Raw genomic sequence first — 22,932 nt, forward strand, 5'->3', positions numbered from 1 at the left:
AGGGTCGGGTGAAATCCAGGGTGCTTCTACAGGCCCAGTTCGGCCAAGATCGACAGGCGTGCCCGCACGGAGTCGCGGCCTTCCGCGGCTGTGGCGGCTCCCACCGCCAGGGCCGCCACCTCCTGCGCCTCGGCCAGGGTGACGGTCTTCAGCACCGCGCCCACGGCTGCCAGTGAGCGGGACGTCATGGAGAGGGTGTTCACGCCAAGGCCTGTGAGGACGACGGCGAGGGCCGGGTCCGCGGCGGACTCGCCGCAGACGCCCACGGCCTTGTCCCCAGCGGTCTTCGCGCCTTCGACGGTCAGCTGCACCAGGCGCAGAACGGCCGGCTGCCAGGGGTCGTTGAGCCCGGCGAGGGGGCCGAGCATGCGGTCCGCGGCCATGGCGTACTGGGTGAGGTCGTTCGTGCCCAGGGACGCGAACTCGACTTCCTTAAGGACACTTCCGGCGGTCAGCGCGGCGGAGGGGACCTCCACCATGACGCCCGGCGTCTTCAGCCCCGCGGCGGCACACAGGCTGGCGAAGTGCGCGGCCTCGGGCCGGGTGGCGATCATCGGGGCCATGACCCACACGTCCGCCTCGGAGTCAGCGGCCGCCCGCGCAATCGCGGAGAGTTGGCGATCCAGCACGCCCGGGGTGGTCCAGTCGGTGCGGTAGCCGCGGACGCCCAAGGCGGGATTCGGCTCTGTGGAATCGGTCAGGAACGGCAGGGGCTTGTCCGCCCCGGCGTCCAGGGTGCGGACCACCACCTTCTTCCCCGGGAAAGCCGCGAACACGGCTCGGTAGGCGTCGGCCTGCTCGGCCACGGACGGCTCGGTGTCCCGCTCCAGGAAGCAGAACTCGGTGCGAAACAAGCCCACGCCCTGCGCGCCCATGCCCGCGGACGCCTCAGCGTCCTTTGCGTTGCCCACATTGGCCAGCAACGGCACCGGGTGACCATCCGCCGTCGTACCCGTGCCATCGAAGGAAGCCAGGGTCGCGGCACTGACCGCCCACTTCGCGGCCGATTCCCGCTCCGGCTCCCCCGGTTCCGGGACGACGACACCGGCAGCGCCGTCAACGTACACCTCCACGCCGTCGTCGATCGCCTCGATGCCCGCTGCCGCGACGACGGCAGGCAGGCCGAGGGAGCGGGCGATGATGGCGGTGTGGGACTGGGGTCCGCCGCCGGAAGTGGCCAGGGCCAGGACCACGGTGGTGTCCAGGGTGGCGGTATTGGCCGGGGCGAGGTCCTCGGCCAGGAGGATGAACGGGGTGGCGGAGCTGGGGATGCCCGGGGCGGGGACGCCGCGCAGCTGAGCGACGATGCGGGCGCGCACGTCCAGTACATCAGTGGCGCGTTCGGCCATGTACCCGCCCAGGGCCTTGAACTGGGCGGCCACGCCCTCGGCGGCCTCCCACACGGCGCGTTCCACGCCGGTGCCGGCCGTGATCAGCTTCCCGGCGGCCTTCAGAAGCATGGCGTCCTTGGCCATCAGGGCCGTGGCTTCCAGGACGGTTTTGCCGTCCTCCCGGGCCCGGGAGGCGCGATCCTTGAGTTCGTCATGCACGGCCAGCGCCGCGGCCTTCAGGCCAGCGATGGCCTCCGCCGGGTCCGTCCCGGCGGGCAGGGCATCACCGGTGGCCGGCTCCGCCAACGGCTCCGGCATGTGCCTGACAGTAGCGATGACGCGGCCCGGATTGACTCCGACTCCCTGAAACCCTGTGGTTCCTGCAGTTTTCAGAGCTGTTGCTTTCATTGAAGTTCTCTTTCGTCTGTTCGGCTCAACAGTGCCCAGCGGGCGTCAATGCTGCCGGTTGGTTGAGGGAGGATTGTGACGGCGTCAGTGCACCGTGCCGCGACCATGGCTCTGTGGGCATGCTGCTCGGCCCTGGAGCGCGAGACGCATCTCGGTTTCAGCGGTATTCGTTCACGTCCGCAACGAGGCGTGCCACGTGCAACGCCAGGTAGGCGACCTCGTCCCGGGTGAGGCTCGTGTCCAGTCCCATTTCCAGTAGGTACTGGATCTTGGCGGCGCAGACGACGGCCTCGGGGTGGCTCTGGATGATCGCGTCCACGAGTACGGAGGACTTCTCAGAGATCTGTTTGCCCGAGGCGACTCGGCTGAACAGGTATCGCAGATGGGTGACGAAGCGTGCCGCGTTCATGGACTGCTGGTCCACGGTGAAGCCGAAGGTCTTGTCCACCAGCGCGAACGCCTGCGCGATGACACCGGTCATCTGCATGGCTTTCTCCATGCCGGGGGTGGCGAACTGGGCGTTCACGAAGTGCATGGCCAAGGCGACCGCTTCGTCGTCGTGCAGTCTCACGCCCAGGGACGCCTCCACCAGGCCCAGCGCCTCGCGTCCCGTGGAGAGCTCCTTCGGGTACAGCTGGGAGACCTCCCAGGCCAGCGGGAACTGCGCCGGGATCCCCGCCTGCAGCCGTTCGACGGCGAAGCTGAGATGGTCAGCGAGCGGTACCACAAGGGCTTGGCTGACCCGCAGGTCGAGCCGCTCCCCCGCCAGCGCCGCGACCTCGCCGGCTGCATTCAGGCAGTCCAGGGGGATGTCATCCAGGAAGCGGGCAAGCCGCTCCACATTGGCGTTCTCCGCCGCGACGAAGACCTGGTCTGCCACTTCGCGGGAGATTTCATCACCCGGTCTGCGGCCGTGGCCGAGGCCCCGTCCGATCACCACAAGGTCCTTGCCGTCGTCATCGATCGCCAGGACCGCGTTGTTGTTGAGCACGCGCTTGACTTGCACGTCTCACCGTTCCTTCCATCAACAGTTCATGGGGTGGTGCAGAGCAGGACGCCCCGCACCACCGGTGCCCGCACCGCGGGCCCGTCCTCAGAAGGACAGTGACTCACCGCCGGTGGCGATGACGCCCTGGTACCAGAAGAAGCTGTCCTTCCGTACCCGGGCCAGTTCCTTCAGATCGTCCTCCGTGCGGTCCACATAGATGAACCCGTACCGCTTGGAGATGCCCTGATGGGTCGAGATCACGTCGATCGCAGTCCAGGGGCAGTAGCCGAACACGTCCACGCCGTCGCTGATGGCCAGGCGGATCTGTTCCAGGTGTAGCTTCAGGAACTCGATCCGGTAGTCATCCCGGACCCGGCCGTCCACCAGCTCGTCAAAGGCACCCAGGCCGTTCTCAGTGACGATGAGCGGCAGCTGGTACCGGTCCCAGAGGCGGCGCATGGTGGTGCGGAAGCCCACCGGGTCGATCTCCCAGCCGAAGGCGTTGACGGGCAGATGTTCGTTCTTCACCGCTCGGTAGAGTCCCACCTCGCCGCGTACGATCTGCTGGTCCCCGCCCCGTACCTGGATGTCCGAGGAATCCCCGCGGGACGCACCCACGGTCTGGGTGGAGTAGTAATTGAACGCGAGAAAGTCCGGCTTCGCTGCGACCAGCAACTCGAGGTCCCCGTCCAGGATCTCCGGCTCCCAGCCCTTGGCCACCAAATACGCCCAGGCCAGATTGTGATAGCTGCCCCGCACGGACAGGTCCACGTAGAGCAGGTTGCGGATGGCATCCCAGTCGTCCGCCGCAACGACGTCCTCCGGAGCGGATGTGGCCGGGTAGACGGAGACGATGTTCGGGGCCGGCCCGATCTTCGCCTCCGGCAGCAGCTCATGACAGAGCACCATTGCCCGGGCCTGGGCAAGGAACATGTGGTGGTTCTGCTGATAGAGCTCCTTACCTCCCACCTGGCCGCTGCGGCCCGTGGTCCCGATGGCCCGGCCGTGCAGGATCATCATGTTCTGCTCATTGATGGTGAGCCAGAACTTCACCTTGGAGCCGTACTCCTGAAACAGGACCCGGGCGTAGCGTTCAAAGGCGTCGATGGTGGCCCGCTCCGACCAACCACCACGAGCGTCCAGCGCCGCGGGCAGGTCGAAGTGGTACATGGTCACCACGGGCTCGATGCCCTTGGCCAGGAGCGCGTCGATCACCCGGTGATAATGGGCGACGCCCGCGGCGTTGATCTCGCCGTCACCGTCCGGGATGATCCGGGTCCAGGCGATGGAGAAGCGGTAGGCATTCAGCCCCAGCTCTGCGAAGAGCTCCACGTCCTCGGCGTAGCGGTGGTAATGGTCCGCGGCGACATTGAAGTCCGTGACACCTTTCGGACGGTGCATGTGGATGTCGATCACGGACGCGCCCTTGCCATCGGCGTCCCAGCCGCCCTCCACCTGGTAGGCGGAGGTGGAGGCCCCCCAAAGGAAGTCCCCGGGAAATGGGGTGAGCTGCTCATGCTGCTGCATTCTGCGGTTCCTTTCCTGGCTTCCTGGTCAGCGTCCGACGGCGGCGATCGCCGCGCCTGCCACCACGGAGCCGCTCTCGAGCTGCTCCACCGGTGCGTCCTTGGGACCGTTGGTCACCACCACCAGCACGGTGGCCGGGTGGCCGGCGGCCCGGATGGCGTCCAGATCGGCCGTGACAAGCGGCTGGCCGACCTCCACACGGGTGCCGCGTTCCAGCGCGCCGTGGAAGCCTTCACCCTTCATGGTCACCGTGTCGATGCCGACATGCACCAGCACCTCCGCGCCGTCGTCGGTCTTGATGCCGAAGGCGTGACCGGTCTTCATGGCCACAGCGATGGTGCCGCTCACCGGGGAGGCGATGACGCTCGAGGACGGCTCCACGGCAATGCCCGGGCCCATGGCTCCGGAAGCGAACACCGGGTCACTGACCTCGGCAAGCGGCACCACGGAGCCGGCGCAAGGGGCCGCGAGCTCCACGGTCTCGGCACGCACCAGCGTGGCCATGCCACCCGCACCACTGGCGACGACGGCGCTCTCGGCAACGGACGAGCGGCGGCCGGACGGTGCGGCGACGGCGTCGTCCGCTGCCGCAGTTGCTTCGCCGGCGGACTTTTCGAACTTGAACGAGAGGATGAAGGTCAGCACGGCGGAGACCACCGCGGAGATGACCAAGGCAATGATGATGTTGATCATGTTCACCAGCGTGTTGTCACCGATGTAGAGGAGCACGGCAGGCAGGCCGGAGGATCCGGTGGCGAAACGGTGCGCCTGGGACAGGCCAGCGTACAGGCCGCCCGCGCCGCCACCGATCATGGCCGCGATCAGCGGGTACCGCTTGGGCAGAGCCACACCGTAGAGGATCGGTTCGGTGATGCCCATCAGGCCGGTGATGCCGCCCGCGGTGGCAATCTGACGCGTCTTCTTGTCCTTGGTTCGGAAAGCGACGACCAGGGACGCTGCACCCATGGCGATGTTGGAGACCAGGGCGCCCGGGCCGAAGATGCTCTCCTTGCCCGTCTGGGCCAGCTGGACGACACCGAGAGGCGCGATGCCGTTGTGCAGGCCGAACATGACCATCACCGGAAGGGTCGCACCGACCAACAGGGCCGGTGCCCAGGCGGCGTTGGTGCTGAGGAAGGTGAAGAACGAGCCCAGGTAGCCGCTGAGGATGCTGCCGATCGGGCCGAGGACGCCGAGGGCCAGAGTGCCCATGATGAGGAAGGTCAGCATGGGGACGAACACGAGGTTCACGGACTTCGGGATTACGCGGGTGAGACTGCGCTCCACGTAGTACTGGGCGAAGATGACCAGGATGATCGGGATGACCGCACCTGAGTAGTTCACCAGCGGGAAGGGTAGGATCTCGAAGAAGCTGACCGGCTCTTTCTTTGTCACCAGGGCCACCCAATTGGGGTGCAGCATCATGGCGGCGACCGCGGCGGCCAGGATGGGGCTGATTTTCAGCTTCTGTGCCGCGCTGAACGCCAGGAGCACGGGCAGGAAGTAGAACACCGCATCTGCGAAGAGGTTCACCAGCACGTAGGTCTGGGAGCCGGTGTTCACTACCTTCAGGACGACCAGCAGGGCCAGGAGGGCCTTGACCATACCAGCGCCGGACAGAGCCGGGATGAGGGGCTGGAAGACGCTGGAGACGAACTCGATGACCGCGCTGCCCACGTTTTTGCGCTTGCCCTTGGCTGGGCCGTCGTCGTCCTTGGCGTTGGCAGACAGATCGCCGAGCTCGCGCTCCACTTCGTCAAACACGTCCTTGACGTGCATGCCGACCACCACTTGGAAAACTCCGCCCTTGGAGAGGGTTTTTGCGATGCCTTCAGTGGCGTTCAGTTCGTCCAGCGCGACGGCGGACTCGTCCTTGAGGGCGAAACGAAGCCGGGTCTGGCAGTGGTAGGCCTCGGTGATGTTGGCTTTGCCGCCAACCAGCCGCACGATGTCTGCGGCTAAGGGAGCGTATTGCTTGCTCATGATTTCCTCGCGTTCTCAGATCCGCCCTTCATTGGGCGGAGGTGTGAGGCAACGCGGCTTGAGCTGTTTCAGGTGATCCTGTTTCGGGGCACGAAAAAGGCCCAAGCCGGTTGACCGATGAAGGTCGCAGAGCTTGAGCCTTGCCTCGCCCGAAGCGAGTTACATACCCAGGTCTCGAAAGAACCAGCAACCATCATGTCAGGTGATATGAGTCACGTCAAGCGAAGCGGCCATCGGATCGATCGCGGGACGCATTGACCTCACCGATCGGGTGTTCCTCCTGACCGGCCGCAAAGGGTGCAAGGCGTCGTGATCGGCACGAACCTGCTTGGCTCCGTTACCTCATCGGGGTATTCCTCGACCAGCTCACGAAAAGGAAACCGGCAAGCTGATCAAGGTCTTCTCGGACGGCCGTGTGCCTCTGATTGAGCCGGGCGTCCTCGACGCCGGACTGCCCAGCTCGATCAGCGGTCGGAGGGAGGGAGCCCTACCTCGGGTCGACGCGCACTGTCGCCGCGCGAGTCCTCGTTGAGGTCATCGGCGGTAGATACGGGCTGCCTGCGTATTTCTTCGCATAGGCTGCGTCGATGCGGTCGTTGATCTCGCCGTCCACCGGGGTGAACGCAACTTCAGCGTCGATGCCGCCGGCGCGGATGCGCCCAGCCCCCTGCGTCATCGCTGAGCTGTGCCAGCGGGATGCGGGCCCGTTGTACGCGCGAACGTACACGTCACCCTCGACGACGACAGACCAGATCCAGGTCGGTGTGCCCGGAGTCGTGCCGTCATCACGGTAGGGCGAGATGTGGAAGTCGTCGGAGGATCCGATCTTCCCGAGCTGCTGCGGGGTCCAGACGGTCACGCTTCTTCGTCCTCCTGTGTCATTTACCGCTGTAAACCGGGAATACGCTGTGCTCGCCGTAGTCCACGTCCCGCAGACCGCGCAGGGCGGCCATGTCCTCATCGGCGATCACGAAGTCGACCTCGGCGTTGGCGCGCATGTGCTCGGGGTTGGCGGTCTTCGGAAGCGACACCGTGCCCAGCTGCAGCGTGTACCGGATGCACAGCTGCGGCACCGTCACCCCGTATCTCCCTGCCATCGCCTGGACCTCGGCGTTCTTCAGGATCTCCCCGTGGGCGATCGGCGAGTATGCCTGGACAAGGATGCCCTTGCTCTCGCAGTAGGCCAGCAAATTTGCCGGTGTGTTGCCCGCGTGGACCAGGAGCTGATTCACCTGCGGGACCACGGCCGCGGTGGACAGGATGTTCTCCATATCCTCCTGCAAGAAGTTCGATACCCCTATCGAGCGTATCTTGCCGGCTCGGTAAGCGTCCTCCAGGGCACGCCATGCCTGGCGGTTCCCGTCTGCGTAGTCACCACCGCGAAAGTCGTCCCACGGCTGCGGAGAATGAATGAGCATCAGGTCGATGTACTCGAGCCCAAGCTTCGCCAGCGAGCCATCGATCGCGGCCACCGCACGGTCATAGTCCTTGATCTCCGCGGCCAGCTTGGTAGAGACGCACAGCTCTTCGCGAGCGACCCTGCTGGTGCGGATCCCTTCGCCCACACCGCGCTCGTTGCCGTACGCCTGAGCTGTGTCGATATTCCGGTAGCCGATCTCGATCGCGGCCTTCACCGCGTCAGCAGCATTGTCGTCGTCGATGAACCAGGTGCCGAGGCCCAGCTTCGGGATCTCGACGCCGTTGGCCAGTGTGTAGCTCTCGCTCAAGACGCTCATACGTTCTCTCCGTTCTTCGGCAGTGCGCCGTACACCTCATCGGTGACGGGCTCGAGCCATTCGTTGCTGACGCCCTCGCCCGGGGTGATGAACGCGAGGTGGGAGAACCACGAGTCAGCCTTGGCTCCGTGCCAGTGTTTCGTACCGGCTGGAACGTGAATCACCGTTCCAGGCTCCAGGCTGATCGGCTCGGTGCCCTCTGCTTGGTACCAGCCGCTGCCCGCGGTGCAGATCAGGATTTGGTCGCCTCCACCATCGGTGCCGTGGTGGATGTGCCAGTTGTTGCGGCATCCCGGCTCAAAAGAGATGTTGCTGACCGGCACGCTCCCGCCGGCGAGCGGGGCCAGGTAGCTCTGCCCGATAAAGTACTGGGCGTAGGCGTCGTTCTCCGCCCCGAGCGGGAAGATTTGTTTGAAGTTGATCTCAGTCATTCTGCTTTTCCTTTCGTTGTAATCAGTGGTTGACGTACGCCATGTGTTCGGCGTTGTAGCGGTCTCCGCGAACGCCGAGGCGCCGGGCGAGGCTGTCGAGGTCGGCGCGTTCGTCCGCGGAGAGCGCGACCTGGGTGGCCGCCGCGTTCTCGCGGATGCGTTCGGTGCGTCGGGTGCCGGGAATCGGCACGATCCCTGGTTGCTGCGCGAGCAACCAAGCCAGAGCGATCTGCCCCGGCGTCGCGCCCTTCACCTTAGCGAGGCCCACCACATGGTCGACGAGCTTTTGGTTCGCGGCGAGGTTCTCGGCCTCGAACCGCGGGACACGGTTGCGGATATCGTCTTTGGTGAACGAGGTGGATACGTCGACGGTGCCGGTAAGGAAGCCTTTACCGAGCGGGCTGAACGGGACGAACCCGATCCCGAGCTCCGCCAGGGTGGGCAGCACCTCCGCTTCGGGATCCCGTGTCCAAAGCGAGTATTCGCTTTGGACCGCGGTGATCGGGTGCACGGCGTGGGCACGGCGGATCGTGGCGGCGGAGGCTTCGGAGAGGCCAAAATGCTTCACCTTGCCCTCGGCGATGAGGTCGCCGACAGCACCGGCGACATCCTCGATCGGCACCTCGGGGTCGACGCGATGCTGATAGAACAAGTCGATCGCCTCGATGCGGAGCCGTTTCAGCGACGCCTCGGCGACACGGCGGATCTGCTCGGGCCGGCTGTCAAGGCCTACCGCCCTGCCGTCCCGGATGTCCCAGCCGAATTTGGTGGCGATCACGACCCGGTCGCGGATCGGCTCAAGCGCCTCCCCGACGAGCTCCTCGTTGACGTACGGCCCATAGACCTCTGCTGTGTCGAAAAACGTCACGCCCTCGTCGACGGACGAGCGCAGCACTGCGATCATCTCGTCGCGACTGCCGGGGTTGGGCCCGTAGCTCTGGGACATGCCCATTGCTCCGAGCCCGATCGCAGAGACCTCGAGGCCTTGGCCGAGTTTTCTGGTGTGCATGATCAATCCTTCGTGGTTCTGGTGTCGTCGAGCACGGAGTGCGACGGCGACTCGGTCAGCGTGGCTGCGGCGGCTGTAGCTGCGAGGCTCGCCAGCAGCTGCAGGCGCTGATCGCTCGGCGAACCGGGCTCGGCGGTGTAAATGAGGAACGACAGCCCGGGCTCGGCGGTCAGTTCCAGACCTTCGTATGTGAGGGTGAGGTCGCCGACCTCGTGGTGGTGGAAGTCCTTCGTGCCCGAGCCGTGGCGACGGACGTTGTGCGCACCCCACCGCGTGCGGAACGCGTTACTGCGGGTGGAGAGTTCACCGACGAGGTCGTGCAGCTGCTTGTCCCGTGGGTCATGGCCGGCCTCCGTGCGCAGGATCGCGACGGTGACGTCGGCGGCTGCCTCCCAGTCCGGGTAGAAGGTCCTGGCGCGTTCGTCGAGGAAGCAGTACCGGGCGAGGTTTCCCTGCCCGGGCCCGGCGAAGACCTCGTCGTAGAAGGCGCGGCCCAGAGCGTTGGTGGCCAAGATGTCCATCCGCCCGTTGCGTACGAAGGCCGGGCCGTTCACGATGACCTCCAGTGCACGGGTCAGGCTATCCCTCGCCACCCACGTCTTCGGCTTGCGTCTGCGCACAGGCTGCGCACGCCCGTTGGCGGCCCGGGCGAGGTCGAACAGGTGCTCGCGCTCGGCATCGTCGAGCTGCAGGGCCCGGGCGACCGACTCCAGCACGGAGTCGGACACCCCGACGAGGTTGCCTCGCTCGATCTTGGCGTAATACTCCGGGCTCACGTCCGCAAGCATCGCCACCTCACCACGCCTCAAGCCCGCCACGCGACGGTGACCCGAGACGGCCAGCCCTGCCTGCTCGGGGCTGATATTCGCCCGACGGGACATGAGGAACTCCCGCGCTTCGTCCCTGGTATTCATGCAGACAACGCTATTCCGGCCACCGACCTGGAGGGAGTCCCCACTGGTACACCCTTCACTGGAGACTCCCTCCCCCGCCGCCGCGGCGATGGAATAGAAGCATTCGAGCAGCTACGACTAAGGAGAATGATCATGAGCCATGAAGAGCAGAACACCGGCTGGAGCGGCGGGAAGAAGGCCTTCGGCGACTTCGCCCCCGGAATGGTCCACTACACCGACAAGGTTCTCTTCGATGAGGTCTGGGAGCGCGAGGAGCTCTCCAAGCGCGATCGGAGCCTGATTACGGTCGCGGCGCTGACCGCACTGGGCAAGATGGACCAGCTCAAGTTCCATCTCGGTTTCGCCCGACAAAACGGTGTCACCGACGAAGAGCTGAAGGAAGCCCTCCTGCACCTGGCGTTCTACTCCGGTTGGCCCAACGGTATGGGCGCGATGAGCGTATTGAAGGGCATTATCGAGGAAGAGAGCTGAGCGTTTACAGCTGCTTAGTACGACTAGACTGACCCGTTCCTGGCAGCAAATCGGCAGTGCCCATTCCCCGACTCGATCGGAGAAGCACCCGCTGCACCCCAGAATTGTCCCAAGGAGAGTAAATGAACGATCCGCGCACACCGGTCCGGCGCAGCCCCCGCGGGCAGGCCATGGCCCCGCCGACGGTGCCGATTCGGGCCGAGGCCTTCGACGACCCACACGGCACCGTCCTGTACTGGCTCGGCATGGCGGGATTCCTGATCAACGCACGAGGAACTTTGCTGGCCGTCGACCCGCTGCTCCAGGACTTCGACATGCCCGTGCTCATCGACTTCCCGCTGCAGGCGGCAGACGTGCCCCGACTCGACGCCGTCCTCGTCACCCATGCCGACAATGACCACTTCAGCGTGCCGACATGTACAGCCCTGAGGGCAGTCACTCAGCGGTTCCACTCGACCCGCTACGTTGCCGAGCTGATGCGCGAACTTGGCATGCCCGCCGACGGCCACGGCATCGGCGACGCCTTCTCCGTCGGAGGGGTCCGGGTCACGGTCACCCCGGCCGACCACGCCTGGCAGAATGCCGCGCCCCAGCCGGGGCAGCGTACCTTCCACGATGAGGACTCGTGTGGCTTCTGGATCGAGACCCTTGACGGCGTGATCTGGGCACCAGGGGATTCACGGTTGATCCGCGAACACCATCTGACCATGCCGACTCCGGACGCGCTCCTCTTCGACTTCTCGGACAGCGAATGGCACTTCACCTTCGACGGCGCGGTCGAGATGGCCAATGCCTACCCCGATGCGGACTTGCTCCTGCACCACTGGGGCTCGGTGGACTCCCCCGAGTTCGCCCCGTTCAACGCCGACCCGGACAGGCTATGGGACGTCGTGGTCAACCCCAAACGGATCCGTGTGCTCGCACCGGGCGAACCTTTCCGACTGGGCGGCGCGTCCGCATCGGCGCGACACACTCAGCGGTTGACATAGCCAAGGTGAGTGGAACCGCCGCCAAGACTAGAGCCAATTCGACGATCTGCCCAGTCAAAGAACATGGCATGTGACTTCTGACTCGAGCGCAGAATCTCGCGACATGAGCGATTTACCAACGTTGTCAGATAGGTATGCAAATGTGCCTCTGAAATGCGGCGATACCTTCAAGCGACCGGCTGACGACCCATATGCGTCCCCGCACATTCACTCACCAGTGACTGTGGTGAGGTGGGTTGTGCCGGTGGCTTTCACCGCACCCCCAGCGTCGATAAAGCAGACATCAGTGTTGACAGTGTCCACACCCGCTTTGACAGGACCAACTCACCCACACAGTTCCCCGGATGGCCACGAGCAACCTTCCGAGAACCGCTCCCCAACAAAATCGGTTTCATCATGTCGTACCTGCACCCCAATCCCATGAACAGGTGTTGGCCATCCACGACCAACCAGAGCGAACCGGAGCGAGGAACCGCATAATCCCACCCATAGCAGGCGGAGGGCCCACCAGCCAGGACCCTGAACCCGCCACCCACACACCTGAACAGGCCACCGCGGGAGCCAGGCCACAGCCCGCACCCCTAGCGTCAGAGGGACAGCCCCAAGCTTTGTCAACACGTTAAAGCAAAAACCCCCTCTGACAAGGGGGAATGCTGTGCCCGAGGTGGGACTCGAACCGCATTCCGGGCCCCGGAAACACCGGGAACTCCCGAAAACATAGCCAATCAGAGCCAGTCAGACCGATGTCCGACCCAGTCCGAAGCCAAATGTGTTGACACTGTCAACACACCGTCATTTCCCACTTTTGAACCCGCTCCCAGGTGTGGCCAAGAGGACCACATGATGCGGGACGGGGTGCCCAATAAGCGATCTGGATCCGTTCGTCCGTCGCCGAGATCAACCTTGACACGAAGCCCGTCACCGTCCGCTTCGACGTACTTGGAGGAGTCACCTATCCCCGCCACTTCGCTCAACTCAGTGCCGAAGCAGCCGACACACGAGGCAATGACTCCCAGGCAAGCGTGCGCCGAACGTTGGCATCGACAGGCATCGGAAGGCTTGACGCACTCCGAAACCTTTCCAATGATTGAAACTCGTTGACTGCCGCACGTGATGGGAAGGCAGGCTAGAGTGCAACTTCGGTGCTAACCGCCTGTCAGGAAGAAGGAACCATGTCCCTCAATGTTGAGGAAATGAATAAGCAACTGCCGGTAGCGAATGTCTTGCCTGGCGAGGCCGTGCCTTACTACATGGCTTCCGGTGAGGGTGCCCGATACGAGGTCAACGGCCAACTGGTGACGGTGATCGCACGGGCCGCGGATACGGGCGGGATCTTCAGCGCGGCATACATCTCCGGCGGCATGGGCATGGAGTCGGACTTCGTCAGTCACTCGATCGAGCACAAGACTCTGTACGTCTTCGACGGCATCCTCCACGTGTGGCTCCCCGGTGAAAGCCGGGTCCTGACTCCCGGTGATTCTGTGGTCATTCCTCCCGGAACTCCCCACGCTTATCGGATGGCCAGCCACTACACGCGGTTCCTCAACTGGATGACGCCGGGCGGCGCAGAAGCCTACTACGAGAGGATCGGCACCGCCATAGATTCGCACGTTCCGCCGGTGCGGGCCGGCCACCAGGTGACCCAACGCGAACTGGCAGACGTCGGCGCCGAGTTCGGCATCACGTTCCCGGACGTGGAGCGGGTAGCGCCGTCGCTGCAGCTCAACGCGGGGCTGCCGACATCGCTCAGTCCCTATTTTCTCAGCGCCGGGGAAGGCGAAAGGCTGGTCAGCTACCAGACCATGTTCAGCTACCTTTCACGGCCGGAGAACACCGGCGCCAACTACTTCGCTGTCCACACCAAGGGCGCCAAATCGCCCTACATTCCGCTGCACTTCCACTCGGAGCACACCGAAAACTTCCTGTGCACGGAAGGCCGTATGTGGATCTACGCCAACGGCCGCGAGGTCCTCCTCACGAAGGGCGATTTCCTCCATGCGCCGGCGGGCACCATCCATTCCTTCGCCTTCGACTCGCACAACACCCAGATGGTGGGGTTCCTGACCCCGTCGGTGTTCAACGGCTTCTTTGAGTACTTCAATAAGCCCACGGAGGACTACATGTACACCGAGGGTGGGGAGCCTTACATGGACATGGAAGGCTTCGGCCGGGCACAGGCGGAAATGGACCTGACCGTCGTCGGGCCTCCCCCTCAGCGCCGCGCCGCCCTGGATCTGTGATCGCCCGGCAGTTGTGATCGAAGGACGGCATGAGGCCCGGACTCCGCGAGGAGTCCGGGCCTCATGCTTCGCAGCTAGAGGATTCCGAACCCGGCCAGAAGTTCCTGGACGGTTCGTTCAATGACCCTTCCCGCCCTCCGGCAGAAGGCCTCGGGCTCTTCGGCGGCATCCGGTTCCTCAGATATCACCGCATCCACGGCGCCGGCGTCAAGCAGTTCCCGGGCGCTTGTCCGCAGGCTCCGGGCCAGCTCAGGCGCCCGGGCAATGTCACGGTGAAGAATGGCACTGGCGCCCTCCGGCGCCAGTGGTGCCAGCCAGCCATGGTCGGCGCAGATGATCCGGTCCGCGGGAAGAAAGGCAATCGCCGCACCGCCAGTGCCCTCCCCAAGGATGAAGGACACGGAAGGTACCGGAAGTGTTGGAAGGAGTGCCACGCAGCGCGCGATCTCGCGGGCCAGTCCGCCTTCTTCGGCTTCGGGGCTCAATTCGGCGCCCGGGGTGTCAATCACCGTGAGCAGCGGAAGCTTCATCGCGGCGGCGAGGCGCATTCCCCGGCGCGCCCGTCTCAGTTCCTCCGGCCCGATGAGCGCGCCCGCGGTCTGGCCGCGGCGGTCCTGCCCCACCACGACGCAGCGGACGCCGCCAAAGCGGGCGAATGCCATGAGCACGGCACTGGAGGGTCCGGCCGAGACCTGCGATTCGGCTGCTTCCTCGAGCAACACAACGTCGCGCGCGGCGAAGGCCAGTAGCTCCCGGACGCCTGGCCGGTCCTTGTTCCGGGTGCGGAGGACACTGGTCCATGGATCGGTGTCCTGCGCCCGCGGCCCGGGGCTCGGCGCCAGCAGCGGCTCGACGTCGAAGCCACGCGGTGGAATATCAGAAGCCCAGCATGCATAGTCCAGTACCTTCGACAGCAACGGTCGGAGCCCCTCCAACGGGACCACGCCGTCTACCAACCCGCATCGTTGCAGGTTCTCCGCGGTCTGGACATCCGGGGGAAACGGCTTGCCTTCCAGTGCCTCGTAGACCCGCGGTCCCAGGAATCCGAGGAGCGCCCCGGGCTGTGCGAAGGTCAGGTGTCCGAGGGATCCCCAAGAAGCCATGGCGCCTCCCGTGGTGGGGTGGCGAAGATAGACCAGGTAAGGGTTCCCGGCCGATTTGTGGCGTTCGATTGCCGCAGCAATTCCCACCATGGCAAGGAACGCCGGAGTCCCTTCCTGCATTCGGGTTCCGCCCGAGGCGGGGCTTGCAACTACCGGCAGGCCCTCGTCCATGGCTCGCTGCAGGGCCGAGAGAATGCGCCCAGCCGTTGCGATCCCCACAGATCCCGCAAGGAAGGCAAATTCCCCGGCTATGACCGCGACTCGTCTTCCATCAAGGATCCCTGTGCCTGTGATCACGGCTTCGTCCGTGCCGCTCCGCTGCCTGGCAACAACGAGGACCTCGGCATACTCGGCGCCAAGTTCCGTTGGGGCCTGCGGGAGATCCCACGATTCAAATGTTCCTGGATCAACCACCGCGGCGATGAACTCGCGGGCCGGCAAAATCCGGGTCTTGACACCGGAGTTTGCCGTCGCAGCCCTCATGGGCCCGATACCGCATCGGCCGGTTCCGCGAGCCATGCCCGGATGTTGCCTGCATGCCTGCCGAGAAGCGGCGGTGGGGTGTGCCTGGTTTTGGTGGTTTCGTTTTCGCCTTCGGGCGTCGGATCGAAGAAGCGCAGCGGCGGACCGGGAAGGGTGATGGGGCCAAGGACCTCGTGCTCTACCTCGACCGCCAATCCCTGGGACGCCAGCTGGTCCCAGGCGTACACCTCGTCCAGTGTCCGCACCTTTCCTGCGGGAATTCCGGCCTGGCGCAGCTTTTCGAGCAGCTCACGGGCGGAGTAGGGCGAGAAGGCGTCCTCCACCAACGCGATCGTCTTGCCACGGTGGCGTACCCGGGCGGCGTTGCCGGCGAAGTCCGGTGCGTAGGGGTCGAGCCCGAAGCCAGCGCAAAAGGTGCGCCAGAGCGACTCGCTCCCCACACTGATTTGAACTGCTCCATCCTTGCAGCGGAAGAGCCCATAGGGTGCGATCGACGGGTGGTGGTTGCCTTGGGCCGCGGGGACCTCTCCGGCGACGGTCATTCGCGTGCCTTGGAAGGCATGGACACCGACGACGGCGGCGAGCAGCGACGTGCGCACCACCTGTCCGCGCCCCGTGCGTTCCCGCTCAAGAAGCGCGGCAAGCAGCCCGTACGCTCCATACATGCCGGAGAGCAGGTCGGCGATGGGAACACCCACGCGCTGTGGATCGTCCGGTCCGTTGCCTGTCAGGGACATCAGTCCGGCCTCGCCCTGGACAATCTGGTCGTAGCCTGCCCTCCCACCTTCCGGCCCGTCATGGCCAAAGCCTGTGATGGAGAGGATCACGAGACGCGGGTTGAGCGCCTGAATCGCCGCCGTGGAAAGGCCTAATCGGTCCATCACCCCAGTGCGGAAGTTCTCGATGACGACGTCGGCCCTTGCCAAGAGCCCTTGCAGCACGGTTTGGTCGTCGCGGGACTTCAAGTCCAGGGTGATGGACTCTTTGTTCCTGTTGCAGGAAAGGAAGTAGGTGGCCTGCGGGTCCTCGTCCGGGCCGACAAAAGGCGGTCCCCAGCCCCGGGTGTCGTCCCCGATTCCGGGTGCCTCAACCTTGATGACGCGGGCACCGAGGTCGCCGAGCATCATCCCCGCGTGCGGTCCGGCCAGTGCCCGGCTGAGGTCGACGACGAGCAACCCTTGCAGCGGACCAGCGTTGCCATGTTGCTGCTCACGTGCCGGAGGCTCTGGGGCGAGATCCGCCGTCGTCATTTCTTGTCCTTAGCGAGCTGGCGCACGAGGGCGCGGCCGTAGTCGTTGCCGTTGGGGGTCCTGACCACGGTATGCATGTGGAACGGCGCCGGGGTGTCATTGCTGAGGAAGACGCCGGTGTGGTGATCGAGCTCGAGGATCACCACGGGGCTCTGGATCCTGAAGTAGAAGGCCTCGTCGCTTTGCCAGCCGCCAATCCAGGAGAACCAGGTCTCGGCGTAGTGCTTATGGATCTCGCGGCGTCGGGCGGCACGCGGTCCGGCGGGCAGGTAGGCGATGGAGTCATCCACCAGGCGGTCGATGAGGGCCAGGGATGCGGGCGGCATCGAGCTGAGCAGGATGCCTTCGTACGGGATGATCCGGTTGTCCTGGAAACAACCCGCCACGTGCCGCTCATCGCCGGGATGCACCCGGCCTTCCGGCATGGCGGGATCGACCATTTCCGGATAGCTAAGCGCCTCGCGGCGCACTGCGTCGGGCAGGGAAGCCATGAGTTCGCGGGCCCGGGCAATGCGGTCCTTGAAAACCTCGACCCCCTTGTGTGGTCCGGCGTCTATGACGTCCGGCTCCGCGCCGAGGAACACCGGGGACAGAACCAGCTGCGTTCCCGCAACGAGGCAGTTCAACGCCACATGATGGCCGAACAACTGCCAGCCCCACGGTGCCGACTCGGATGGAACGCCGTAGAGCGCGAAGTTGTAGCTGTATTCGTTCATCAGTTCCGGCAATTCCACCAGCTCGCCGAGGAAGCCGTTGATCCGCATGAGGTTCCGCACCAAGGCGTAGCCCTGCTCACTCAAGCTCGACTCCACGAGGGCGAGGGCGGCATCACGCAGAGTGGGATCCACCTCGTCGAGGCGCAGTCCGGTGTCGTGCTGCATGAACTCCGGGTTGGCCCAACTCTGCCACTCGTGGGCGTCCACCGGATAGCCCAGCCGATCCCGCTGTTCCTGCGACGTGAGGGTCAGCAGCTTTTCCGCCGTCGCGACCATGTCCGACGTCGGGGCTTCCTCCCCCGGCAGGGCATCGGTGAGCGGGTACAGCTCTTCGCGCAGGACGCCGTCGTTGGTAACGCCTGTGAAGGGCTCGGGGTAGAGCTTTTGCCAGCCCTCGATCATGGGGCCGGCAAAGGAATCGCCCTTGGCGGCTTCCGCGTAGGACCGCGCATCCAGGCCGCGGATCAGCGCTACGCGCGGGTGATCCGGTGGATAAAGGTAGTCACGAAATGATGGCGCCGGCATGGCTGCCCTCCTTGGGGTGTTCGGAAGTTTCGTCGGCCGGATCGGCGAAGCCCGGGCTCCAGCCCGCGGCTACGGCCAAAGCCGCAGCAGCCGCCTCCGGCGAGGAGCCGCGCCACGCCACGTGCTGGTCCGGACGGACAAGCACGGCGTCGGCCGCCCATAGTTCGGACATCGGGACACCGCGACCATCAGGCCCGACGGCGGCGACGCTCACGGGAAGTCCTTTGGCGGAGGCGGCGGCCAGCACGGCTGCGTAGGCATGCCCGGCGTCGACCCCGGCGAGCGATGCTGGATCAACCAGCAGCGCGAAGCCGTCCCCCAGGACGTCGTAGATCGAGGAGGACTCATCGAGCCACGCGTGCGGCAAGAGGGCGCCGGGACTGGCCGAGGGCACGTATCGAATGGGATCCTCAGCCGGGACCGGCCCCCCATCCGGCACCACCAGCCGAGACCGGGAGTAGTTGTACCCGAGCACCAGCCCGAGCGAGTCGAACTCGCTTTGCTTCACGGCCAAGGCCTCGTGGGCCTCAGCACGGGCGGCCGCGCCTTCCTCCCCGTCATTCGCCAGCGCGGGAGCGGCAAAGTGATACGCAAGGGCTTTGCCATTGGCTGCCGCATCGCTGATGGTCCGCGCCGCGACAGGCCGCCGCTCCAGTTCGTAGCTTGCCAACAGGCCAGGACCGGCCCATCCATCAAGGGCCGCCGCGATTTTCCAGGCCAGGTTGGCGGCGTCACCGATGCACGTGTTGAAGCCATGGCCACCCCACGGCGGGTTCTGGTGCGCGGCGTCACCCACCAGGAATACTCCATCCCGGCCATACGACGGCGCAAGGAGCATGCGGGCCGTCCATGGATCAGTAGCGACGACGTCCACCTCGACATCAGCCCCGACGAGGGAACGGACCAGGCTGACGGGATCGAGGTCCTGGCTGGCGTCAACGCCCTGGATGATGGCCCACCACGTGGAGTCCAAATCCATGCGGCCCACCATGCCTGCGGTGTCCGAGCCAAGTACCCAGTACTGCACGGCCGGGTCCAGGGTAATGGTCTCAGCGAGGTCGCCGGAGCGGAACAGGATGCTGATGTTGGACAGGGCTGCGGATCCGCCCTCGAGCCGCAGGCCCAGGCCGCGTCGGATGGTGGAGGATCCGCCGTCGGCTCCTACAAGGTAAGTGCAGTCAACGGCGCTGCGGTAACCGGAAGCATCGGTCACCGTCACCCGTTGACCGGTTCCTACGGGCTCATATCCCTGCACCCGCAGTCCCGTCAGAAGCGTGGCGTGGGCGGAAGCGGCGACAGCTTCTCGAAGAACGGTCTCCAGGATCGGCTGCGGCACTTGCTGCCCGCATTCGGGCTGGGGTTCGTAGCGGCCGGTGTCGAGCTGGAAGGCATGGGGGAAGCGGCGGATCTCTCGACCGGTCAGCGACGAGCAGAAAATGACATCCTGGGCGAAGTCCACGGGCAGCGGCGCTGCCTTGCGCAGCATGTCTGCGAGGCCTAGGCGCCTGAGGTGCGTCATGGTGCGGGCATTGGTGGTTTTCGCGCGAGGGCGGTCGAGGTCAATGGACGTGCGTGGTTCGATGACGAGGCTGGGGATCCCGCGGTGTGCCAGATCCAGTGCCAGGAACAGGCCGCTGGGTCCGCCTCCGGAAATCAGGACCGGCACCGTGTCCGGCAGCTCCTCCAGCCGTGAGTGGAAGAGTGACATCAGGCCCTCGCCCGGAGTTCAGGTTCACCGATGGGTGTGACCAGGGTGCCGAGTCGATCGATCTCGACTTCCACGGTGTCGCCGGCCTGAAGCAACCATGGCGGCGTGCGGACATACCCGACGCCCTCCGGAGTGCCGGTGGCGATCACATCACCTGGGTGGAGGGTGAAGGTCTGGCTGATCAACGAGATGATGGCCGGAACCGAGAAGATCATGTCCCTCGTGTTGCCGTTCTGGACCTCGGTGCCGTTGACGCGTGTCCGCACCTGGAGGCCGTCGCGGAGGTCGCCGACTTCATCCCGGCTGACCAACGGCCCGAGCGGGCCGGTGAAGTCGCCGTTCTTGCCCAGGGTCCACTGGGCCGTGAGTTTCTGGGCGCGGCGGGCGGTGAGGTCATTGAAGGTAGAGTAACCGAACACCGCATCCTCCGCGCTCGCTTCGTCTTCTGACTCCACGCGCCTACCGATGTAGGCCGCCACTTCGCCTTCCCAGTCCAACCCTGCTTCACCGCCTGGCACGGGGACCGGGACGCGGCCGACGGACAGGGAAGCCGTCCAGCGTCCAAAGAGCGTGGGGTATTCGGGGACGGCGAAGGATCCTTCGGCGGCGTGGGCCTTGTAGTTGAGGCCGACGCAGATCACGCGCGCCGACGGTGGCACGAGCGGCACCTCCGTGGCCTCCGCCCTCGCCAAAGCTGCCCCCGAATCCTCGGTAAGCGTGAGTGCTTTCTCCTGCCATCCGGAAGCATCGGCCCAGAAGTCCGTGACGGGGGCGAGAGGGAAGACCGTGGTGCCGCTGAGGGCTGCTGCCCAGGTTCCGCCGTCGTGGTTGATGCCTATGTACTGCATGTGGGGCCTTTCAGCTTCGCCCGGAGGGCGGTTGTCGGTAAGGGGGCACGGCAATGGGGGCCTCGACTGAGGCTTTGCCGAAGCGGTTTGGTGCGGAAGAGCTAGGTAGCACCGGATTGCCGCCGGAAGAACGAGACCGTGGCGGCCAGCGCTTTCTCGGCAGCGGCCCGGCTCCCGTCCGGGAGGGACCACATGTGGTCCGCTCCGTCGATGAGGAGGAGTTCGACGTCGGCGCCTGCCTTGTTGAGCTCGTCGGCAAGCGATTGGGACTGGGCGGCGGGAACGAAACGATCGGCAGTCCCGTGGACCAGAAGGAAGGGCGGGGCGCCGGGCCTGACGTAGCTGATGGGACTCGCGGCGGCCGCCTTCTCTGGCTCAGCAGCCAAGACTGCGCCCACCAGGAGCTCTTCCCGGGACCCCGGATCGCTGGCCCTCGCGACGGCGTCGGGCAAGGCCTGCTCCCCCATCCGGTTCAGGTCGGTGGGCGGGAACCAGGCGGCGACTGCCGCGACCCGGCTGTCAGGGTTTGCAACCAGGCCTACCAGGCTGGCCAAGTGGCCGCCTGCGGAGTCGCCCCAGGCGTAGATCCGTGCAGGGTCCACGCCGTATTCGGCTGAGTGTTCCCGGAGCCAGCGCACCGCGGCCTGCGCGTCATCCAATTGGGCGGGGAAATGCGCTTCCGAACTCAGCCGGTAATCGGCCGACGCCACGACGATTCCCGCCTCGACGAGGACCTCGAACGGGTTGAGGCCGAAGCCGTCGACCACCGGGCCCAGCGAGGAGCGTTCTCCCACGCTCCAACCGCCTCCGTGGAAGTGGACGATCGCGGGCCGCAAGTCTTCCGGTTGCGGAGCGGGTTCAGGCATGTACAGGTCCAACAACAGCAGGCGGGATTCGTCGTCGCCGGTGCGGGCGAATTCGATGCCTCGCAGTACCCGGTGTTCCGTCATCGTCGACTCCCTCTGTTGCAGTGCCTGCTCCGTCATCGGGCTGGCTTGTCCCTCTTAGACTCTCGCATCCGAGGTCGACTCTGAACGGCTCATTTCAATCATTGAAATGGCTTCGAACGACCCGGTCCCGATTATTAGTAGCAGGGAGCCAGGCTGCATTTTCGGCCAGTGCTACGAACCGCTCTCCCATGAGTCGATTGCCTGCGGCGTCAGGGTGGAGGCCATCCGGTAGGTGCTGAACATCGCCCGCTCCAAACAGTTGAGTCCCGTCCATGAAGAACAGCTTCGGGTCCGTGGCCGATCGGGAGTCAAAGATGGCCGCAAGGGCCGCTCGAATGTCCTGCAGCGTGAGCTGGCCATCGCCCGGGGTTCGCGGGAGGTCGCTTGCGCGAGCTATGCCGTGCGAATCCATGGTGGTGGGGCCTGGCGTTTCTTCATGGGCCGGGCAGAGGACCGGGCTCATCATCACGATGGGGGTATCGGGATGTCCATCGCGGATGGTGTCAAGAAAACCGTGCACTGCCGGTGTGAAGGTGCGGGAACGGAGGGTTGCCCCGTTCACGACGTTGATGCCAAGTTTGAGGGTGATCAGCTCGGCTGTCCCGTCGCGGATGGTTCTGGCTGCGAACTGGTCGAGGTGGGCTGAGCCCGCGAGGCCGAGGTTAAGGAGATCGAGTCCTAGCCGACGGGCGGCTATGACCGGCCAGGTGCTCAATGGCGTGGCGGCTTCGGAGGCCTGGCTGATTGAACTGCCGTAGTGGATCCAGCGTGGGCCGGACGGCACGGCAGCGTGAAGCTCGCGGTCTGCACGTAGCTCGTGCAATTCCGCAGCGGAGTTATGCGGGAGCCACAGGGTCACCTTCCGCGTTCGTTCCGTGGGCGGAAGGTGGAACCGCACGATGCTGCGGTGGCCAGTCACCCGTTCCGTTGTGAAGTCGGGGCTGGTTTGGATGATGTCTCCCTCGTCGAAAAACTGATCCTGTTCGAAGCCGTCTTCCGTAGCGACACTCACCACGGCGGCCCGCATCGGCAGGCCAGCCCATTCCAGCGAGAGCCTGGTGAAGGTCAGTTCGAGTTCGATCCAACGTGCTTCTGTCTGGAACTCCAGGCGCACGCCTGAAAGTTGCGACGAGGCATGATCAATGAAGAGGCCCGAGTCGCCGTATTGTGCGCGCGTCCAGGCTGGCAGACGGAGGATATTTGTACCGCTCGGTGACTCCTGGACATTGAGGGCGCCCCGGATTGCCTTGGCTATCAGGGCACCGGAATCGGCGCCACGCGGAGCTGCGAGCTGCGCGGAGGGCATGGGACTGTACGTCATG

19 protein-coding genes are annotated in these 22,932 nt (G+C 65.2%); 3 read left to right on the forward strand and 16 right to left on the reverse strand.

The features are described from left to right. Positions 1-26: 26 nt before the first annotated feature. The 9 genes from ACSVHC_RS01110 to ACSVHC_RS01150 form a co-directional block, all read right to left on the reverse strand. On the reverse strand, positions 27-1,739 hold the full coding sequence (locus ACSVHC_RS01110) for a phosphoenolpyruvate--protein phosphotransferase (protein WP_439180407.1): 1,713 nt from the start codon (positions 1,737-1,739) through the stop codon (positions 27-29). A 157-nt stretch (positions 1,740-1,896) separates the two neighbouring features. Further along, on the reverse strand, positions 1,897-2,745 hold the full coding sequence (locus tag ACSVHC_RS01115; RefSeq protein ID WP_439180408.1) for a PRD domain-containing protein: 849 nt from the start codon (positions 2,743-2,745) through the stop codon (positions 1,897-1,899). 87 nt (positions 2,746-2,832) lie between these two features. Beyond that, complete coding sequence (locus ACSVHC_RS01120; protein ID WP_439180409.1) at positions 2,833-4,254, reverse strand: glycoside hydrolase family 1 protein; 1,422 nt, start codon at positions 4,252-4,254, stop codon at positions 2,833-2,835. Between the two features lie 27 nt (positions 4,255-4,281). Next, positions 4,282-6,237, reverse strand: coding sequence for a beta-glucoside-specific PTS transporter subunit IIABC (locus ACSVHC_RS01125; RefSeq protein WP_439180410.1), 1,956 nt, complete (start codon positions 6,235-6,237; stop codon positions 4,282-4,284). Between the two features lie 487 nt (positions 6,238-6,724). Beyond that, a complete protein-coding gene (locus tag ACSVHC_RS01130) occupies positions 6,725-7,096 on the reverse strand; it encodes a DUF2255 family protein (protein WP_439180411.1) in 372 nt (123 codons plus the stop codon). A gap of 19 nt (positions 7,097-7,115) precedes the next feature. Further along, positions 7,116-7,973, reverse strand: a complete 858-nt coding sequence (locus ACSVHC_RS01135) for an aldo/keto reductase (RefSeq protein WP_439180412.1) — start codon at positions 7,971-7,973, stop codon at positions 7,116-7,118. Continuing rightward, a complete protein-coding gene (locus ACSVHC_RS01140; RefSeq protein WP_439180413.1) occupies positions 7,970-8,404 on the reverse strand; it encodes a cupin domain-containing protein in 435 nt (144 codons plus the stop codon). Before ACSVHC_RS01140 ends, ACSVHC_RS01135 begins: the two co-directional genes overlap by 4 nt. Positions 8,405-8,426: 22 nt before the next feature. Continuing rightward, positions 8,427-9,413 (reverse strand): aldo/keto reductase, encoded by a 987-nt coding sequence (locus ACSVHC_RS01145; protein WP_439180414.1) that lies wholly within the window; start codon positions 9,411-9,413, stop codon positions 8,427-8,429. A 2-nt stretch (positions 9,414-9,415) separates the two neighbouring features. Beyond that, the gene (locus tag ACSVHC_RS01150; RefSeq protein ID WP_439180415.1) at positions 9,416-10,327 is read right to left on the reverse strand and encodes a helix-turn-helix transcriptional regulator; all 912 of its coding nucleotides are present in this window, start codon (positions 10,325-10,327) and stop codon (positions 9,416-9,418) included. 132 nt (positions 10,328-10,459) lie between these two features. Here ACSVHC_RS01150 and ACSVHC_RS01155 point away from each other — a divergent pair, with 132 nt between their 5' ends. The 3 genes from ACSVHC_RS01155 to ACSVHC_RS01165 all read left to right on the forward strand — a co-directional run bounded on the left by ACSVHC_RS01155 (position 10,460) and on the right by ACSVHC_RS01165 (position 14,027). Next, complete coding sequence (locus tag ACSVHC_RS01155; RefSeq protein WP_284990170.1) at positions 10,460-10,798, forward strand: carboxymuconolactone decarboxylase family protein; 339 nt, start codon at positions 10,460-10,462, stop codon at positions 10,796-10,798. 122 nt (positions 10,799-10,920) lie between these two features. Beyond that, positions 10,921-11,787, forward strand: a complete 867-nt coding sequence (locus tag ACSVHC_RS01160) for an MBL fold metallo-hydrolase (RefSeq protein WP_439180416.1) — start codon at positions 10,921-10,923, stop codon at positions 11,785-11,787. A 1,193-nt stretch (positions 11,788-12,980) separates the two neighbouring features. Beyond that, on the forward strand, positions 12,981-14,027 hold the full coding sequence (locus ACSVHC_RS01165; RefSeq protein ID WP_439180417.1) for a quercetin 2,3-dioxygenase: 1,047 nt from the start codon (positions 12,981-12,983) through the stop codon (positions 14,025-14,027). A gap of 74 nt (positions 14,028-14,101) precedes the next feature. On the opposite strand, the gene ACSVHC_RS01170 is transcribed toward ACSVHC_RS01165, so the two are convergent. The 7 genes from ACSVHC_RS01170 to ACSVHC_RS01200 form a co-directional block, all read right to left on the reverse strand. Further along, positions 14,102-15,649, reverse strand: coding sequence for a carboxyl transferase domain-containing protein (locus ACSVHC_RS01170; protein ID WP_439180418.1), 1,548 nt, complete (start codon positions 15,647-15,649; stop codon positions 14,102-14,104). Next, positions 15,610-16,863: a CaiB/BaiF CoA transferase family protein gene (locus ACSVHC_RS01175; protein ID WP_439180419.1), complete on the reverse strand. Its 1,254-nt coding sequence runs from the start codon at positions 16,861-16,863 to the stop codon at positions 15,610-15,612. The genes ACSVHC_RS01170 and ACSVHC_RS01175 overlap by 40 nt, the downstream gene beginning before the upstream one ends. Next, the gene (locus tag ACSVHC_RS01180; RefSeq protein WP_439180420.1) at positions 16,860-18,104 is read right to left on the reverse strand and encodes a DUF3500 domain-containing protein; all 1,245 of its coding nucleotides are present in this window, start codon (positions 18,102-18,104) and stop codon (positions 16,860-16,862) included. The genes ACSVHC_RS01175 and ACSVHC_RS01180 overlap by 4 nt, the downstream gene beginning before the upstream one ends. Continuing rightward, complete coding sequence (locus ACSVHC_RS01185; RefSeq protein WP_439180421.1) at positions 18,082-19,812, reverse strand: FAD-dependent monooxygenase; 1,731 nt, start codon at positions 19,810-19,812, stop codon at positions 18,082-18,084. The genes ACSVHC_RS01180 and ACSVHC_RS01185 overlap by 23 nt, the downstream gene beginning before the upstream one ends. Then, positions 19,812-20,660: a fumarylacetoacetate hydrolase family protein gene (locus ACSVHC_RS01190; protein WP_439180422.1), complete on the reverse strand. Its 849-nt coding sequence runs from the start codon at positions 20,658-20,660 to the stop codon at positions 19,812-19,814. Before ACSVHC_RS01190 ends, ACSVHC_RS01185 begins: the two co-directional genes overlap by 1 nt. 101 nt (positions 20,661-20,761) lie before the next feature. Beyond that, complete coding sequence (locus ACSVHC_RS01195) at positions 20,762-21,610, reverse strand: alpha/beta hydrolase fold domain-containing protein (RefSeq protein WP_439180423.1); 849 nt, start codon at positions 21,608-21,610, stop codon at positions 20,762-20,764. A 94-nt stretch (positions 21,611-21,704) separates the two neighbouring features. After that, positions 21,705-22,931 (reverse strand): SGNH/GDSL hydrolase family protein, encoded by a 1,227-nt coding sequence (locus ACSVHC_RS01200; protein ID WP_439180424.1) that lies wholly within the window; start codon positions 22,929-22,931, stop codon positions 21,705-21,707. Position 22,932: the final 1 nt, after the last annotated feature.

Source organism: Arthrobacter sp. KNU-44 (assembly GCF_051843155.1).
GTDB lineage: Bacteria > Actinomycetota > Actinomycetes > Actinomycetales > Micrococcaceae > Arthrobacter.

What these genes read in the sequence shown, in the direction of transcription:
- ACSVHC_RS01110 (WP_439180407.1), bottom strand. Translation starts at nt 1,739, where the DNA reads ATGAAAGCAACAGCTCTGAAAACTGCAGGAACCACAGGGTTTCAGGGA.
- ACSVHC_RS01120 (WP_439180409.1), bottom strand. Translation starts at nt 4,254, where the DNA reads ATGCAGCAGCATGAGCAGCTCACCCCATTTCCCGGGGACTTCCTTTGG.
- ACSVHC_RS01125 (WP_439180410.1), bottom strand. Translation starts at nt 6,237, where the DNA reads ATGAGCAAGCAATACGCTCCCTTAGCCGCAGACATCGTGCGGCTGGTT.
- ACSVHC_RS01135 (WP_439180412.1), bottom strand. Translation starts at nt 7,973, where the DNA reads ATGAGCGTCTTGAGCGAGAGCTACACACTGGCCAACGGCGTCGAGATC.
- ACSVHC_RS01140 (WP_439180413.1), bottom strand. Translation starts at nt 8,404, where the DNA reads ATGACTGAGATCAACTTCAAACAAATCTTCCCGCTCGGGGCGGAGAAC.
- ACSVHC_RS01145 (WP_439180414.1), bottom strand. Translation starts at nt 9,413, where the DNA reads ATGCACACCAGAAAACTCGGCCAAGGCCTCGAGGTCTCTGCGATCGGG.
- ACSVHC_RS01150 (WP_439180415.1), bottom strand. Translation starts at nt 10,327, where the DNA reads ATGAATACCAGGGACGAAGCGCGGGAGTTCCTCATGTCCCGTCGGGCG.
- ACSVHC_RS01155 (WP_284990170.1), top strand. Translation starts at nt 10,460, where the DNA reads ATGAGCCATGAAGAGCAGAACACCGGCTGGAGCGGCGGGAAGAAGGCC.
- ACSVHC_RS01160 (WP_439180416.1), top strand. Translation starts at nt 10,921, where the DNA reads ATGAACGATCCGCGCACACCGGTCCGGCGCAGCCCCCGCGGGCAGGCC.
- ACSVHC_RS01165 (WP_439180417.1), top strand. Translation starts at nt 12,981, where the DNA reads ATGAATAAGCAACTGCCGGTAGCGAATGTCTTGCCTGGCGAGGCCGTG.
- ACSVHC_RS01170 (WP_439180418.1), bottom strand. Translation starts at nt 15,649, where the DNA reads ATGGCTCGCGGAACCGGCCGATGCGGTATCGGGCCCATGAGGGCTGCG.
- ACSVHC_RS01175 (WP_439180419.1), bottom strand. Translation starts at nt 16,863, where the DNA reads ATGACGACGGCGGATCTCGCCCCAGAGCCTCCGGCACGTGAGCAGCAA.
- ACSVHC_RS01180 (WP_439180420.1), bottom strand. Translation starts at nt 18,104, where the DNA reads ATGCCGGCGCCATCATTTCGTGACTACCTTTATCCACCGGATCACCCG.
- ACSVHC_RS01185 (WP_439180421.1), bottom strand. Translation starts at nt 19,812, where the DNA reads ATGTCACTCTTCCACTCACGGCTGGAGGAGCTGCCGGACACGGTGCCG.
- ACSVHC_RS01190 (WP_439180422.1), bottom strand. Translation starts at nt 20,660, where the DNA reads ATGCAGTACATAGGCATCAACCACGACGGCGGAACCTGGGCAGCAGCC.
- ACSVHC_RS01195 (WP_439180423.1), bottom strand. Translation starts at nt 21,610, where the DNA reads ATGACGGAACACCGGGTACTGCGAGGCATCGAATTCGCCCGCACCGGC.
- ACSVHC_RS01200 (WP_439180424.1), bottom strand. Translation starts at nt 22,931, where the DNA reads ATGACGTACAGTCCCATGCCCTCCGCGCAGCTCGCAGCTCCGCGTGGC.